Below are 15,963 nucleotides of genomic sequence, written 5' to 3'. Positions count from 1 at the left end.
ACATGACCCAGCACCTCGCTGCCCCCTCCACCGGCACGTCCGACGACGCCCCGGGCCACCGCACCGGCTGGTGGCAGGACGCGGTGATCTACCAGGTCTACCCGCGGAGCTTCGCCGACGGAAACGGCGACGGCATGGGCGACCTCACGGGTGTCACCGCCCGGCTCCCGTACCTGAGGGACCTCGGCGTCGACGCCGTCTGGCTCAGCCCCTTCTACGCCTCGCCGCAGGCCGACGCCGGCTACGACGTCGCCGACTACCGGGCGATCGACCCCATGTTCGGCACGCTCCACGACGCCGACGCACTGATCCGCGAGGCCCACGGCCTGGGTCTGCGCATCATCGTCGACCTGGTGCCCAACCACTCCTCCGACCAGCACGAGTGGTTCAAGCGCGCCCTCGCCGAGGGTCCCGGCTCCGCGCTGCGCGAGCGCTACCACTTCCGCCCCGGCAAGGGCGTGGACGGCGAACTCCCGCCCAACGACTGGGAGTCCATCTTCGGCGGACCCGCCTGGACGCGCACCACCGACCCGGACGGCACACCCGGCGAGTGGTACCTGCACCTCTTCGCGCCCGAACAGCCCGACTTCAACTGGGAACACCCCGCCGTCGCCGACGAGTTCCGCTCGATCCTGCGCTTCTGGCTCGACATGGGCGTCGACGGCTTCCGCGTCGACGTCGCCCACGGCCTGGTCAAGGCCGAGGGACTGCCCGACCTCGGGTCCCGCGACCAGCTGAAGCTGCTGGGCAGCGCCGACGACGGCATGCCGTTCTTCGACCAGGACGGTGTGCACGCGATCTACCGCAGCTGGCGCACCATCCTCGACGAGTACCCCGGCGACCGCATCCTGGTCGCCGAGGCGTGGACCCCCACCGTCGAACGCACCGCCAACTACGTGCGCCCCGACGAGATGCACCAGGCCTTCAACTTCCAGTACCTGTCGACCGCGTGGGACGCCGACGAACTCCGCGCCGTCATCGACACCTCGCTCGACGCGATGCGTCCGGTCGGCGCGCCCACCACCTGGGTGCTGTCCAACCACGACGTCACCCGGCACGCCACCCGCTTCGCCAACCCGCCGGGCCTGGGCACCCAGATCCGTACCCCCGGTGACCGCGAACTCGGCCTGCGCAGGGCGCGCGCCGCGACCCTGCTGATGCTGGCGCTGCCCGGCTCCGCCTACGTCTACCAGGGCGAGGAGCTCGGCCTCCCCGACGTCACCGACCTGCCCGACGAGGTGCGCCAGGACCCGTCGTACTTCCGGGCCGAGGGGCAGGACGGCTTCCGCGACGGCTGCCGGGTGCCGATCCCGTGGACCCGCGGAGGCAGCTCCTACGGCTTCGGCAGCGGCGGCAGCTGGCTCCCGCAGCCCGACAGCTGGGGCGAGCTGTCCGTCGAGGCGCAGAGCGGCGCGGAGGGCTCCACGCTGGAGCTGTACCGGGCCGCGATCGCCGCCCGCCGTGAGCACCCCGGACTCGGCGCCGGCACGGACGTCGAGTGGCTGGACGCCCCCGAAGGCGTACTCGCCTTCGGCCGCCCCGGCTTCGTGTGCACCGTCAACACCACGGGCGCCCCCGTGCGGATCACCGTCCCCGGCGTCCCTCTGCTCGCCGGCGGACCGGTCGCCGTCGACGGCGGCACGGTCGGCCTGCCCGCCGACACCACGGTGTGGTGGACGGTGTGACCGTCCCCGCACCCAGGACCGGCCCGGCGCTGCGGCTCGCCGACATCGCCGGACAGGCGGCAGTCAGCGAGGCCACCGTCAGCCGTGTCCTGAACGGGAAACCGGGCGTCGCGGACACCACGCGTCAGCGGGTGCTCGCGGCGCTCGACATCCTGGGCTACGAGCGCCCCGTACGGCTGCGGCAGCGCAGCGCCGGCCTGATCGGGCTGGTCACGCCCGAACTGACCAACCCGATCTTCCCGGCCTTCGCGCAGTCCGTGGAGCAGGTGCTCGCGGGGCACGGTTACACGCCTGTGCTCTGCACCCAGCTCCCCGGCGGCGCGACCGAGGACGAGCTCGTCGAACAGCTCGTGGAGCGAGGCGTCGGCGGGATCGTGTTCCTGTCCGGGCTGCACGCCGACACCTCGGCGGACCCGGCGAGGTACGCGGCGCTCAGCGACCGGGGCGTGCCGTTCGTCCTCATCAACGGCTACAACGAGCGCATCAGCGCCCCGTTCGTCTCGCCCGACGACCAGGCCGCCGTACGGATGGCCGTCGGGCACCTCGCCGAACTCGGTCACCGGCGGATCGGCCTGGCCATCGGGCCGCAGCGCTACGTGCCCTCCCGGCGCAAGCGCGACGGCTTCGTCGACGCGGCCGCAGAGGTGCTGGGGATGGGCCGGGAGGAGGCCGAACTCCTGGTCTGCTCCACGCTGTTCAGCGTCGAGGGCGGCCAGGTCGCGGCCGGGGCGCTGCTCGACCGCGGCTGCACGGGAATCGTGTGCGGCAGCGACCTGATGGCGCTCGGGGTCGTCAGGGCGGCCCGGGGGAGAGGACTCGACGTCCCGCGCGACGTCTCCGTCGTCGGCTTCGACGACTCCCAGCTCATCGCCTTCACCGACCCGCCCCTGACGACCGTGCGCCAGCCGGTGCAGGCGATGGCGGCGGCGGCCGTGGGCGCGCTGCTGGAGGAGATAGGCGGCAGCCCCGTGCAGCGCACGGAGTACGTGTTCCAGCCCGAGCTGGTGGTACGGGGGTCCACCGCGGCGGTGCGGAGCGCCTGACGCCGAGCGGGGGCGGGAGGCGGGAGGGGCCGGGTCCGGAGGGGGGACCCGGCCCCTCTCAGCGCTCCGAGGCGTAGGTCAGGAAGGCGTCCCATGTGGTGGGGGCGAACTCGAGAAGCGGGCCCCGGGCATTCTTGGAGTCGCGCACGTGCACGGTTCCGGGCGTGGTCGCCACCTCGACGCACTCATTGCTGTTACTGCTGTCGCTGTAGCTGCTCTTGGACCACTCCAGCTCCGTGTACTCTCCGGCGGAGGGCTTGCGGGTCATGTCTCTCCTAGCACCTGCTCGATGAAGGCCAGCGACTCCCGAGGCGTGAGAGCCTGAGCCCGGATGATGCCACACCGTAGTTCGATGATTCGGAGATGCTTCGGGTCGGAGACCGGGCGGCTCCCGAAGTCGCCCTCGGAGCGTCCTACGGCTGAGCCGTCCCCGAATTTCAGTACCTGCATCTCCCCTCCCATACCTGCGTGGTCATCGCGTTCAGTCGGCATGACCTGGATTTCTACGTTCCGCAACTGCCCCAGGATCAGGAGGCGTTCAAGCTGGCCACGCATCACCATTCTGCCCCCGAGGTGGCGCCGGAGCGTCACCTCTTCCTGCACGAAACTGAGCTCAGGTGCGGGTGACCGCTCGAAAATCGACTGTCGGGCCAGGCGAGCGGCCACGAGCCGTTCCACCTCGTCCGCAGTGAATGCCGGGCGGCGCATCCCGAAGAGTGCCCGCGCGTACTCCTCCGTCTGCACAAGGCCATGGAGGTTGTGGCTGCCGTAGGCCGAGAGTTCCATCGCTCTGGCCTCCAGCTTCGCCAGTTCCCGAATCTTCTTCGGATACCGGACCTCCGCCAACTCCCGCTTCAGCATGGCGAGCTTCCCGCCCGCCCCCAGCACGTCGTCCGCGCGGTCCAGGAACTCCGGCCGGGGGATGCGGCGGCCACCCTCGACCTTGTAGACCAGGTCCTCGCCGTACCCGATCGCGGCCCCGAACTCGCCGGCCCGCATGCCCGCCGACTCCCGCCAGGCCTTGATCTGACGGCCTACGGAGGCGACCAGCGCCGCTCCCGACTCGTCATCGGGGTCGACCTCCCAACCCGGTTCGTCCGCTCCCTCGCCGCCGCCTGACGTACCGACCTGCTCCACGCTCATCCGTGCCCCACTTCCGACGCGCCTGCGGTTCTCCACCAACCTCTGTCGTCCCCGGCTGGTCACCCTGGACAGCCGGGACAGCACCGGACAAGGACTGGACAATCACCGTACGTAACCGCCTTGTCGCTCTTCACGGTAGGCAGGCGGGTCCAGGCTGGGAGGCGTGACCCAAGAAATCACCCGAACCGAACATTCCGCTCCGACACGGCAGTTCACGGTGCTGCTCTCTCCCACCCGCCGGGGGGCCAGGCTCGCCCGATTGCTCGCCACCGCCCATCTGGGCCACTGGGGGCTGCCCGCGGAACCGGCCGCCCACATCGTGGCCGAACTGGCCGCGAACGCCATCGCGCACGGCCGCGTACCGGGCCGGGACTTCAGGCTGTGTCTCGCGGTCCATCGCGGTGCGCTGCTGCGGATCGAGGTGACCGACGCGCGGGGCGAACGACTGCCTCCCGCGCCCGAGGCCGTCGGCCTGCCGGCCGGGGAGGCGGAGTCGGGGCGCGGCCTGCTGATCGTCGGGGCGCTCGCTGACCGCTGGGGCACCGATGCGGGGCCCGCCCCGCGCAAGACGGTGTGGGCCGAAGTCGACCTCGTGCGGTGACCGCCCCACCGGGTCGCGCGAGCGCGCGGTCCGGTGGGCTGTGACGTCGGGGTCTCTCGTTCGGATCATGCTGGGCTCGCGCGCCCCCGTGTCGGGCCTGGCCATCGACTCCGTTCTCCGGCAAGCGTGACCTCGCAGCGCACAGGAGAGGCCCGGACGTCGGCCCGGGATGGGCCGGCGGGGAAGCGACGTCCGGGCCCCTCCGTGGCGTGACCGGCCCGGCCGGACGGGCGCGTGGGGTCCGGGGTGCCGGACCCCCGGCCGGCCGGACCGGAGTCGGGATGAACTTAACAGCCCCGCAATAAGTTGCGTAAGCCCTTGCAGGTGGCGATCTCCCGTATTTCACAGATGTGAGCGGGAGGTGATCGTGTCGTGTCACGGGGGTTGACCGGGACTGGCCGGACTCGTACGGTCTGCCGCACCGAAGGTTTTGCATTCTTGCTGCAAGAACCTTCAAGGCCTTGGACGGCACGGCGCGTTGCCACGTGAGGCTGCTCCGCCATCCCCCGCACCTCCCCCACCGCAGGAGGAAAGTCATGGCACGCAGATCCCTGTCTGCCGCGCTCGCCCTCGCCACGGGCGCCGCCGTCCTCGCCATACCCGCCGGCACCGCCCAGGCCGCGCCGCCCGGCGGCAAGGACGTCACCGCCGTGATGTTCGAGTGGAAGTTCGCCTCCGTGGCGAAGGCCTGCACCGACAGCCTCGGGCCCGCCGGTTACGGCTTCGTCCAGGTCTCCCCGCCCCAGGAGCACATCCAGGGCGGCCAGTGGTGGACCTCGTACCAGCCCGTCAGCTACAAGATCGTCGGACGTCTCGGCGACCGCACCGCCTTCGCGAACATGGTGAACACCTGCCATTCCGCGGGCGTGAAGGTCATCGCCGACTCGGTCATCAACCACATGTCGGCCGGTTCGGGCACCGGCACGGGTGGCTCCTCGTACGGCAAGTACGACTACCCGGGGCTCTACTCGGTCAACGACATGAACGACTGCCAGGCGCAGATCAGCAACTACGGCGACCGCGCCAACGTCCAGAACTGCGAACTGGTCGGTCTGGCCGACCTGGACACGGGCGAGGACTACGTACGCGGCAGGATCGCCGGTTACCTCAACGACCTGCTGTCCCTCGGCGTCGACGGCTTCCGGATCGACGCCGCCAAGCACATGCCGGCCGCCGACCTCGCGAACATCAAGTCCCGGCTGAGCAACACCGGCGTCTACTGGAAGCACGAGGCGATCCACGGAGCCGGCGAGGCGGTGTCGCCCTCGGAGTACCTCGGCAGCGGCGACGTGCAGGAGTTCCGCTACGCCCGCAGCCTCAAGCAGGTCTTCAACAACGAGAACCTCGCCAACCTCAAGAACTTCGGCGAGGGCTGGGGCTTCATGGAGTCGGGGAAGTCCGCGGTCTTCGTCGACAACCACGACACCGAGCGCGGCGGGGACACCCTGAACTACAAGGACGGCGCCAAGTACACCCTGGCGAGCGTCTTCATGCTGGCGTACCCCTACGGCTCCCCGGACGTCCACTCCGGCTACGAGTGGTCCGACAAGGACGCGGGTCCGCCCAACGGCGGCCAGGTCAACGCCTGTTACAGCGACGGCTGGAAATGCCAGCACGCCTGGCGCGAGATCTCCTCCATGGTCGGCTTCCGCAACGCCGCCCGCGGTCAGGCCGTCTCGAACTGGTGGGACAACGGCGGCGACCAGATCGCCTTCGGCCGCGGCTCCAAGGCCTACGTGGCGATCAACCACGAAGGCTCCTCGCTGACCCGGACCTTCCAGACCTCACTGCCCGCCGGTGACTACTGCGACGTCCAGTCCGGCAGGGGCGTCACCGTCAACGGTTCCGGCCAGTTCACCGCCACCCTGGGCGCCGGCACCGCCGTGGCCCTGCACGCCGGAGCCCGGACCTGCGCCGGCGGCGGCACGACCCCCGACCCGGACCCGGGCAACGGACAGTCCGGAGCCTCCTTCGGCGTCAACGCCACCACCCAGCTCGGCCAGAACATCTACGTCACCGGGAACCAGCCGGCCCTCGGCAACTGGGCGCCCGGCAGCGCCCTGAAGCTCGACCCGGCGACGTACCCCGTGTGGAAGCTCGACGTGGCCCTGCCCGCCGGGACCTCGTTCGAGTACAAGTACCTCCGCAAGGACGCGAGCGGCAACGTCACCTGGGAGAGCGGTGCCAACCGCACCGCCACCGTGCCGTCGTCCGGCAAGGTCACGCTGACCGCCGACGTCTGGCGCAGCTGACCCCCTTCACCGCCGGGCCGGGGACGCGAGGGTGAGCGTCCCCGGCCCGCACCGCTCCACCGCCCGATCCCCGAAGCCGAGGAGTACCTTCCCGTGTCCCGAACCACCCTCCGCCGGGGAGCCGTCGCCGCACTGTGCGCGGCGCTGCTGCCCGTCGTACCGGCGGCCTCCGCGTCCGCCGCGCCCGGACCGCCGTCCCCGCCCTCGGACGCGAAGCTCGCGAAGGAGCCGGCCAGGCACGACCTGACCCGCGAGCAGTTCTACTTCGTGCTGCCCGACCGGTTCGCGAACGGAGACACCTCCAACGACCGGGGCGGTCTCACCGGCTCGCGGCTGGAGACGGGCTTCGACCCCACGGACAAGGGGTTCTACCAGGGCGGCGACCTCAAGGGCCTCACCCAGCGGCTCGACTACGTCAAGGGCCTCGGTACCACCGCGATCTGGCTCGCGCCGATCTTCAAGAACCGGCCCGTGCAGGGCACCGGGGACAACGCCTCGGCCGGTTACCACGGCTACTGGATCACCGACTTCACCCAGGTCGACCCGCACTTCGGGACGAACGCCGATCTCACGAAGCTGATCGACAAGGCCCACGGCAAGGGCATGAAGGTCTTCTTCGACGTCATCACCAACCACACGGCCGACACCGTCGACTACGCCGAGAAGAAGTACGCCTACAAGCCCAAGGGCGCTTTCCCCTATCTCGACGAGGACGGGCGTCCGTTCGACGACGCCGGGGGCATGGCGGAGGTGGACGCCGACTCGTTCCCCTACACCCCCGAGAACAAGGGGAAGAAGGTCCCGGCCTGGCTCAACGACACCACGATGTACCACAACCGGGGTGACTCGACCTATGCCGGCGAGTCCACCGAGTACGGCGACTTCTCCGGTCTCGACGACCTGTGGACCGAGCGCCCCGAGGTCGTCTCCGGCATGGAGAAGATCTACGAGAAGTGGGTCCGCGACTTCCGCATCGACGGCTTCCGCATCGACACGGTCAAGCACGTCGACCTGGACTTCTGGACCCGGTGGGCGACCGCGCTCGACGACTACGCGGCCGAGCGCGGCCGGGACGACTTCTTCATGTTCGGCGAGGTCTACTCCGCCGACACCGCGATCACCTCGCCGTACGTCACCCGGGGCCGTCTCGACGCCACCCTCGACTTCCCCTTCCAGGAAGCCGCCCGGCAGTACGCCTCACAGGGCGCCCCGGCCTCGAAGCTCGCCGCCGTCTACGCCGACGACTACCGCTACACCAGCGACAGGGCCAACGCCTACGAGCAGGTGACCTTCCTCGGCAACCACGACATGGGCCGCATCGGGACCTTCCTGAAGCAGGACAACCCGGAGGCCGGCGACGCCGAACTCCTCAAGCGCGCCCGCCTCGCCGACGAGCTGATGTTCCTCGGCCGCGGGAACCCGGTCATCTACTACGGCGACGAGCAGGGCTACACCGGTGCGGGCGGTGACAAGGACGCCCGGCAGACGCTCTTCGCCTCGAAGACCGCCGACTACCTCGACGACGACCAGATCGGCACCGACCGCACCCACGCGTCCGACGCGTACGACACCTCACACCCTCTCTACCGGTCCGTAGCCGCCCTCTCGAAGCTCACCCGGGAGCACCCGGCCCTGCGCGACGGCACCCAGACCGAGCGCTACGCCAAGGACTCCGTCCACGCCTTCTCGCGTACGGACACCAAGCGCCCGTACGAATACCTCGTCGCGTCCAACAACAGCGCCGACGCGCGGACGGTGAAGCTCCCCACCGAGTCGGCCGGCATGAACTTCCGCACGCTGTACGGCGGTTCCGGCTCCGTCCGCAGCGGCGCCGACAAAGCCGTCGAGATCACCGTGCCCGCGCTGTCCAGCATCGTGCTCCGTGCCGACAAGCCGCTCGGCGCCCCCGCCACCAAGCCCTCGATCGCCCTGAAGGCACCGGCCGCCGGAGCGACCGGCACCGTGGAGATCGGCGCCGACGTCGACGGCGGCGACCTGAACCGCGTCGTGTTCGCCGCACAGACCGGTGACGGGAAGTGGACCACCCTCGGCTCCGCCGACCACGCCCCCTACAAGGTCACCCAGCACCTGGACGCCTCGGTGAAGGCCGGGACCCCGCTGCGCTACAAGGCCGTCGTCGTCGACCGCGCGGGACGCACCGCGAGCGCCCTCGCCTCCACGGCCGCCGGCCAGGCCCCGCCCGCCCCGAAGCCCGTCGCCGTCGACCGCGACCAGGCCGTCGTCCACTACAAGCGCGCGGACGGCGACTACGAGGGCTGGCAACTCAAGTCCGGGGACACGACCGCGGACTTCGCCGGACGGGACGCCTACGGCGCCTTCGCCTGGATCGACCTCGACGAAGGCGCCAGCACCGTGCCGTACACCGTCGAGAAGGGCGGTACTCCCGACGGGCCCGAGCGGACCGTCGACCTCGCGAGGACCGGCCAGGTCTGGATCGAGCAGGGCAAGGACGAACAGTCCGCCGAGGCCCCCGAAGCCCCTCCCCAGGACACCTCCAAGGCCGTCCTGCACTACCACCGGGCCGACGGCGACTACGCCGGCTGGGGCCTGCACACCTGGACCGGGGCCGCCGCCCCCACGGACTGGGCCAAGCCGCTGCAGCCGGTGAGGACCGACGCGTACGGCGTGACCTTCGAGGTCCCGCTCACCGACGGCGCCACCTCACTCAGCTACATCCTCCACAAGGGCGACGAGAAGGACCTCCCCAGCGACCAGTCCCTCGACATCGCCTCCTACGGGCACGAGGTCTGGATGCTCGGCGGCCGGCCCGGCTACCTGCTCCCGCAGACGGGCGGCGCCCCGGCGCCCGACCTCGCCAAGGCCGAAGCCCAGTGGATCGACGCGAACACCGTCGTCTGGAAGGTGAAGGCCACCGAAGCCACCAGCCAGCAGCTCGTGTACGCGGAGAAGGGCGGCATCTCCGTCGTCGACGGCGCCCTGTCCGACGAGGGGCGGTGGCTCCGCCTCGGCGCCACCGAGCTCACCGACGCGCAGAAGGCCAGGTACCCGCACCTCAAGGACTATCCGGCCTTCACCGTCGACACCCGGGACCGGGACCGCGTCCGTGAGTCGCTGCGCGGCCAGCTGATCGCCACCCAGCGCGCAGCCAACGGCGCCCTGCTCGCCGCCACCGGCGTCCAGACCGCCGGAGTGCTGGACGAGCTGTACGGGAAGGCGGCGAGCGGCGCCGCCCTCGGCCCGGTCTTCCGCGAGGGCAGCCCGACGCTGTCCGTCTGGGCACCCACCGCCCGCACGGTCTCCCTCGAACTCGACGGCAGGACCGTCCCGATGCGGCGCGACGACCGCACCGGCGTCTGGGCGGTCACCGGCACGAAGTCCTGGACGGGCAAGCCCTACCGCTACGCCGTCCAGGTCTGGGCGCCCACCGTCCAGAAGCTGGTCACCAACAAGGTCACCGACCCCTACTCCACCGCCCTGACCACCGACTCCGCCCGCAGCCTCGTCGTCGACCTCGACGACCCGAAGCTCGCGCCCAACGGCTGGTCCCGGCTGAGGAAGCCCGCCGCCGTCCCGCTGCGCGACGCCCAGATCCAGGAGCTGCACGTCCGCGACTTCTCGATCACGGACCCCACGTCCGGGCACCCCGGGGAGTACCTCGCCTTCACCGACACCCGCTCCGACGGGATGAAGCACCTGAAGGAGCTCGCGGACTCCGGCACCAGCTACGTGCACCTGCTGCCCGTCTTCGACATCGGGACCATCCCGGAGAAGAAGTCCGACCGGCAGCAGCCCGCCTGCGACCTGTCCGTGTACGCCCCCGACTCCGAGGAGCAGCAGGCCTGCGTCACGAAGGCGGCGGCGAAGGACGGCTTCAACTGGGGCTACGACCCCCTGCACTACACGGTCCCCGAAGGCTCCTACGCCTCCGACCCCGACGGGACGAAGCGCACCGTCGAATTCCGGCGGATGGTCCAGGGGCTCAACGGCGCCGGACTGCGGACCGTGATGGACGTCGTGTACAACCACACCGTCGCCGCCGGCCAGGACGACAAGTCCGTCCTCGACAGGATCGTGCCCGGCTACTACCAGCGGCTCCTGGAGGACGGCACGGTCGCCACCTCGACCTGCTGCGCCAACACCGCGACCGAGAACACGATGATGGGCAAGCTCGTCGTCGACTCGGTCGTGACCTGGGCCAGGGAGTACAAGGTCGACGGCTTCCGCTTCGACCTCATGGGACACCACCCCAAGGCCAACATCCTCGCCGTCCGCGAGGCGCTCGACGAGCTGACCCCCGCCAAGGACGGCGTCGACGGCAAGAAGATCATCCTGTACGGCGAGGGCTGGAACTTCGGTGAGATCGCCGACGACGCCCGCTTCGTCCAGGCCACCCAGAAGAACATGGCCACAACCGGCGTCGCCACCTTCTCCGACCGGGCCCGCGACGCCGTGCGCGGCGGCGGCCCCTTCGACGAGGACCCCCGGGTCCAGGGCTTCGCCTCCGGCCTCTACACCGACCCCAACACCTCGGCCGCCAACGGTACCGAGGCCGAGCAGAAGGCGCGGCTCCTCCACTACCAGGACCTGATCAAGGTCGGCCTCACCGGCAACCTCGCCGACTACACCTTCACCGACACCCGGGGCCGCACCGTCAAGGGATCGGCGGTCGACTACAACGGCGCCCCCGCCGGATACGCGGCGGCACCCGGCGACGCCCTCGCCTACGCCGACGCCCACGACAACGAAACCCTCTACGACGCCCTCGCCTTCAAGCTCCCGGCGGACACCCCGGCCGCCGACCGGGCCCGCATGCAGGTCGTCGCGATGGCGACCGCCGTCCTCTCCCAGGGCCCGTCGCTCTCCCAGGCGGGCACCGACCTGCTGCGCTCCAAGTCGCTGGACCGCAACTCCTACGACAGCGGTGACTGGTTCAACGCGCTGCACTGGGACTGCCGCAAGGGCAACGGCTTCGGCCGGGGGCTGCCACCGGCCGCCGACAACAAGGACAAGTGGACCTACGGCAAGCCGCTGCTGACCTCCGCCGCGCTCACCCCCGGGTGCGCGGAGATCACGGGCGCGTCCGCCGCGTACCAGGACCTGCTGACCATCCGGACCACGGAGCGGGACTTCGGCCTCACCACCACGGCCCAGGTGCAGGACACCCTGTCCTTCCCGCTCTCCGGCACCGAGGAGACGCCCGGTGTCATCACCATGCGCCTCGGCGGGCTCGTCGTCGTCCTGAACGCCACCCCGGACACGCGGAGCCAGACCGTCCCCGGCCTGGCCGGAAAGTCCTACGCCCTGCACCCGGTCCAGGCCGCGGGCTCGGACGCCACCGTCCGGAAGTCCTCGTACGAAAGGACGTCGGGCAGCTTCACCGTGCCGGGACGCACGGTCGCCGTGTTCTCCGCGCGCTGACGGCCCGCACCGGCCGGTCCCGCCTCCGCCCTCCGGGTGCCGAGGCGGGGCCGGCCGTCCTCGTCCGGTCCCACCGGCCGGAACGGGCTTGTGCGGGAGGGGCGGCCGGGGAAGGCTGAGGTCCGGAAGTCCCTTCGCACCCGCACTCAGGAGCACCACATGCCGCAGATCACCGTCGACTACTCCGCCGAGCTCGACGACGGCTTCGACCGACGCGGCTTCGCCCTCGCCCTCCACCCGATGGTCGCCGAGACCGTCACCACGAAGATTCCCAGCTGCAAGACCCGCTTCCGCCGCGTCGAGGAGTCGGTCGTCGGGGACTCCCCGGCGGGCGACGCGATCGTGCACGTCGAGGTCGCGCTGCTGGCCGGCCGCACCCCCGAGCTCAAGGAGCGGCTGGCCGAGGCGATCCTCGATCTGCTGGCCGGCCACCTGAAGCCCGCCGACGGCCTGGTCGTCCACACCTCGGCCGAGACCAGGGACCTCGACCCGTCCTACGCCAAGCGCTGAGTCCTCAGGCCCGCCGCTGCGGCGGCACCACAGGCACGGCGGGCGCCAGGGCGGCGAGCCGCGAGAGCAGCTCGTCGAACGGGCCGTCCGCCGGTTCCTGGGCGAAGACCCGCAGCATGATCCCGGCCATCTCCTGGTCGTACGCGGCGCTCACCGACGCGAGCGCCGCGAAGTCGTGCACCAGCTGCAACTCCAGCTCCGCACGCGGGACGCGCTTCCCGTCCAGCCAGAGCAGCGCCGTCGACTCGGCCAGCGACACCCAGGACCGCACGACCAGTTCGAGCCGCGCGGGCGGCGACGGCACACCGAGGTGCGCGACGATCTGCTCGTACGCCGCCTGACGCACCCCGTCGACGAGGGCGTCCGCCGTGGACGAACCACCCGCGGGACCCCCGCGCATCAGCGCGGCGAAGCCCGGCCCGTGCTCCTCGACGAAGTCGAAGAAGCGGTGCATCACCCGGATCAGCCTGGCCCCCAGCGGACCTTCGTGCGCCTCCAGGAAACGGCCCGCCAACTCGTCGGCCGCCCGCTTCAGCGCAGCCTCGTACAGGCTCCGCTTGCCGGGGAAGTAGTGATAGACGAGCGGACGCGAGATGCCGGCCGCCGCGGCGATCTCGTCGATCGACACGTCGTCGGGCGAGCGGTGGCTGAACAACTCCAGCGCGACGCCGATCAACTGGGCCCTGCGCTCGTCGACGCCCATCCTGCGCCGCACACCGGTCGTCATGCCGGACAGCCTAACGGGGAGTGACCACGCTCCGGTCCGCCACCTCCACCAGGGGCTTCCCGGAGCGGTCAGCGAAGGGCGCCCACCCGGCTGCCGTCCGCCAGCACTCCCGCCAGCCGCGCCCGGTCACCCTCCCTGGCCGGGAGCGCCAGCAGCCGCCCGTCGGTCCGGCCCCGCACCCCGCCGTCCGCCGTCAGCGAGGCGAACTGCCCTGAGCCCGCGGCCAGTACGTACCACCGGCCGCCGTCCGACTTCCACAGCACACCCGCCAGTACCCGCGGCCTGCGCATCCCGCAGTCCGGCGAGTCCTCGGCACGCGCCGCGACCGCACCGGGCGCCCCCGCGCCGCCCGACAGCTCCGGCGGCGCCTGGAACTGCGCCAGGACCCTGCTCCCCGTGCCCCGCCAGGTGTCCGCCCTGGTGCACAGCCACTGAGCGGCTCCCGCCCCCTCCGGGAGCTGCTGTCGCGCGTACGCCCAGGAGTTCACCGAGCGGACGCCGTGGGACCGCACCGCGGGGAGCAGGCAGGCCGTGCGCGCCCAGCTCTCCCGCTCGGCACGGCCCGACACGTCGTGCGGAGCGGACGGCGCCCCCGACGTGAGGCGGGCGGGGGTGAGCTCGCCGAGGTCCGTCATCAGCCGCACCGCCGTGCCGTCCCGCACCTCCAGCGCCTGCCAGGACCGGCAGTCCGCCCGGCCGTCCTCCGACGGCTCCGGCGCCGCCACCGGGCCCGTCACGCCGTGCGGGTCCAGGGCCAGCACCCGGGGCGCCCGCAACGGCGCGAGCAGATCGCGTACGGCGGCCCCGCGCACCCAGGGCGCGGTGAGATAGCGGATCCACCCGCCCCGTCGCTGCACCACCAGCGCACTGGCCGACACGGCGTCCGCGCCGTCGACCCGTGCGAAGTCCAGGGCCGCGCCCCCGGCCGGGTCGGCGTTGCGCGGCTCGGCGTACCGCACCACGCGCAGACCGTCGTGGAACATCACCACCGCCGCCGGGCCCACCTCGCCCGCGTAGAGCAGTTGCGGAGGGCCCATCGGGGGCCCGTCGGGTGTGCCGGGCGTGGCGGACGCGGCCACCCCGGGGCCCGGCCGCGCCCACGCGGCGAGGGCGCGGCGCAGCAGCCGGGTGTCCCCGGTGCGGTCGCCGCGCGTCGGCCAGACGGTGAAGTCCGTACGCTCCGAGCCCCGCCAGCGCCCGGCCGGCACCCTGCGCAACGCGGCGGGGTCCAGCGCCCGCTGGGCGGAGTGGTGCTGGGAGTAGAGCGGCGCGGAGGCGGGGCCCGGGCCGCCCAGCCCGTCCCCCGGGGCGAGCATCAGCGTCCCGCAGACCACCGCGGCCCCGAGCCCCGCGAGGACGGCCCGCCCGCGCCGGCCGCGCCGGGCCGCGTCGGCCGGCCTCACCTGGAGCGAGCACGGGTCGAACTCCGGTGAGGCGAGCAGGGTGTAGGGCGCCGTGAGCGCGTCGGCCTCCAGCAGCGCGGCACGCGGGTCCGCGACCCCGGCCGCTTCGAGCACCCCGCACACCTCGGCGTCGTCCAGCCCTTCCAGCCCCCGCAGGACGTGTGCGGCCCGGGAGGGCCCCGAGACGCCGGCCAGCGCCTGCTCCAGGGCCAGTTCCTCCGCCCCGCACGAGTGCGGGAACAGCCGCAGCCCCCACACCTGCGGGACCAGCGGGGGGAACTGCGCCCGGCGCGGCCGGGCGAACCGCAGCAACGGCAGCCCGGCCTCCAGCGCGGAGCGCACCACCCGGAGCCGTACGTACGCGTACGCGTGGCCCGGGTCAGCGCCCTCCCCGGCGGCCAGGGCCCGCTGCGCCAGCCAGTGGGCCGACACGACACGGCGGTTGCGGCCCAGCGAGGGGGCCAGCACGAGGTAGGCGACCCGGACCAGGCGCGCGTAGTGCTCGGCGGGCGCGGCCTCGGTCCGGTCCGAGGCGGCCGGTGTCGCGAACGGGCGGCCGGCGGGCGGCGGTACTGCTCGCTGTGGGGGCATGTTCAGCAGAACGAGCGAATGGTGCGATGGTCACTCCGGCACGCACGCCCCCGGGAGCGGGTTGCGCGGTTTCCCCGCGCCGGGTGGTACCACCGGGGCACGATGGCCGGATGGTGCAACAGCAGGAGTGGCGACGAGTACGGGCCCCCCGGGCCGCCGCAGCCGTGCTGGCCGGGTTCGCCCTGCTCACCGCCTGCGGCGGGGGAGCGGACGGTGACGACGGGCCCGACGTCCCGGCGACCGCGAAGGGGACACTCGAGCAGCTGGCCTCGAAGGCGGACTGCGAGCCCGACGTACAGACGGACGCCGACGAGCTGCGCCAGGCCAACTGCACGACCGGTGACGGGCGTTACGTCCTCGCGACGTTCGCCACCGACCGGGGGCAGCGGGAGTGGATCAACGAGGCCAACGACTACGGCGGGTCCTACCTGGTCGGCCGCAAATGGGTCGCCGTCGGTGACCCGGAGGTGGTCGCGGCGCTGCGCGGCCGGCTCGGGGGGACGGTGGAGACCGCCTCGCCGCACCACTCGGGGACCGGTGGCAGTGGGGGGAGCGAGGACGGGCACTCCGGTCACCACGGGAGCTGACCGCGCAGGTCCGGGGGGCCG

General features: G+C 72.0%; 11 protein-coding genes. 7 read left to right on the top strand and 4 right to left on the bottom strand.

Going from position 1 to position 15,963, the window contains the following annotated elements; genetic code table 11:
- Positions 1-2: 2 nt before the first annotated feature.
- Positions 3-1,685: a glycoside hydrolase family 13 protein gene (locus OHT61_RS09200; protein WP_329036714.1), complete on the top strand. Its 1,683-nt coding sequence runs from the start codon at positions 3-5 to the stop codon at positions 1,683-1,685.
- Positions 1,670-2,728, top strand: a complete 1,059-nt coding sequence (locus OHT61_RS09195; RefSeq protein ID WP_329036711.1) for a LacI family DNA-binding transcriptional regulator — start codon at positions 1,670-1,672, stop codon at positions 2,726-2,728. Before OHT61_RS09200 ends, OHT61_RS09195 begins: the two co-directional genes overlap by 16 nt.
- Before the next feature lie 58 nt (positions 2,729-2,786).
- On the opposite strand, the gene OHT61_RS09190 is transcribed toward OHT61_RS09195, so the two are convergent.
- Together OHT61_RS09190 and OHT61_RS09185 are read right to left on the bottom strand one after the other, a co-directional pair.
- Positions 2,787-2,996 carry a DUF397 domain-containing protein gene (locus OHT61_RS09190; RefSeq protein ID WP_329036709.1) on the bottom strand — a complete coding sequence of 70 codons (210 nt, stop codon included), beginning with the start codon at positions 2,994-2,996 and terminating at the stop codon, positions 2,787-2,789.
- Positions 2,993-3,871 (bottom strand): helix-turn-helix domain-containing protein, encoded by an 879-nt coding sequence (locus OHT61_RS09185; RefSeq protein ID WP_329036708.1) that lies wholly within the window; start codon positions 3,869-3,871, stop codon positions 2,993-2,995. Before OHT61_RS09185 ends, OHT61_RS09190 begins: the two co-directional genes overlap by 4 nt.
- Before the next feature lie 163 nt (positions 3,872-4,034).
- Between OHT61_RS09185 and OHT61_RS09180 the strand changes: the two genes are divergently transcribed.
- The 4 genes from OHT61_RS09180 (at position 4,035) to OHT61_RS09165 (ending at position 12,634) form a co-directional block, all read left to right on the top strand.
- Positions 4,035-4,472 (top strand): ATP-binding protein, encoded by a 438-nt coding sequence (locus tag OHT61_RS09180; protein WP_329036707.1) that lies wholly within the window; start codon positions 4,035-4,037, stop codon positions 4,470-4,472.
- 536 nt (positions 4,473-5,008) lie between these two features.
- Positions 5,009-6,724 carry a carbohydrate-binding module family 20 domain-containing protein gene (locus OHT61_RS09175; RefSeq protein ID WP_329036706.1) on the top strand — a complete coding sequence of 572 codons (1,716 nt, stop codon included), beginning with the start codon at positions 5,009-5,011 and terminating at the stop codon, positions 6,722-6,724.
- A 93-nt stretch (positions 6,725-6,817) separates the two neighbouring features.
- The gene (pulA, locus tag OHT61_RS09170) at positions 6,818-12,124 is read left to right on the top strand and encodes a pullulanase-type alpha-1,6-glucosidase (protein WP_329036705.1); all 5,307 of its coding nucleotides are present in this window, start codon (positions 6,818-6,820) and stop codon (positions 12,122-12,124) included.
- Positions 12,125-12,283: 159 nt separating this feature from the next.
- A complete protein-coding gene (locus OHT61_RS09165; protein WP_329036703.1) occupies positions 12,284-12,634 on the top strand; it encodes a 5-carboxymethyl-2-hydroxymuconate Delta-isomerase in 351 nt (116 codons plus the stop codon).
- A 4-nt stretch (positions 12,635-12,638) separates the two neighbouring features.
- Here the strand turns inward: OHT61_RS09165 and OHT61_RS09160 are convergent, their stop codons facing one another.
- Together OHT61_RS09160 and OHT61_RS09155 are read right to left on the bottom strand one after the other, a co-directional pair.
- Positions 12,639-13,361 carry a TetR/AcrR family transcriptional regulator gene (locus tag OHT61_RS09160; RefSeq protein ID WP_329036701.1) on the bottom strand — a complete coding sequence of 241 codons (723 nt, stop codon included), beginning with the start codon at positions 13,359-13,361 and terminating at the stop codon, positions 12,639-12,641.
- 68 nt (positions 13,362-13,429) lie between these two features.
- Complete coding sequence (locus OHT61_RS09155; protein WP_329036699.1) at positions 13,430-15,355, bottom strand: hypothetical protein; 1,926 nt, start codon at positions 15,353-15,355, stop codon at positions 13,430-13,432.
- A gap of 110 nt (positions 15,356-15,465) precedes the next feature.
- On the opposite strand from OHT61_RS09155, the gene OHT61_RS09150 reads away from it, so the two are divergent.
- Positions 15,466-15,942 (top strand): hypothetical protein, encoded by a 477-nt coding sequence (locus tag OHT61_RS09150; protein ID WP_329036697.1) that lies wholly within the window; start codon positions 15,466-15,468, stop codon positions 15,940-15,942.
- Positions 15,943-15,963 lie beyond the last annotated feature (21 nt).

Origin of the sequence: Streptomyces sp. NBC_00178 (assembly GCF_036206005.1) — a bacterium.
In the GTDB taxonomy this organism is placed as follows: domain Bacteria; phylum Actinomycetota; class Actinomycetes; order Streptomycetales; family Streptomycetaceae; genus Streptomyces.
This window is presented reverse-complemented; position numbering and strand designations above follow the sequence as displayed.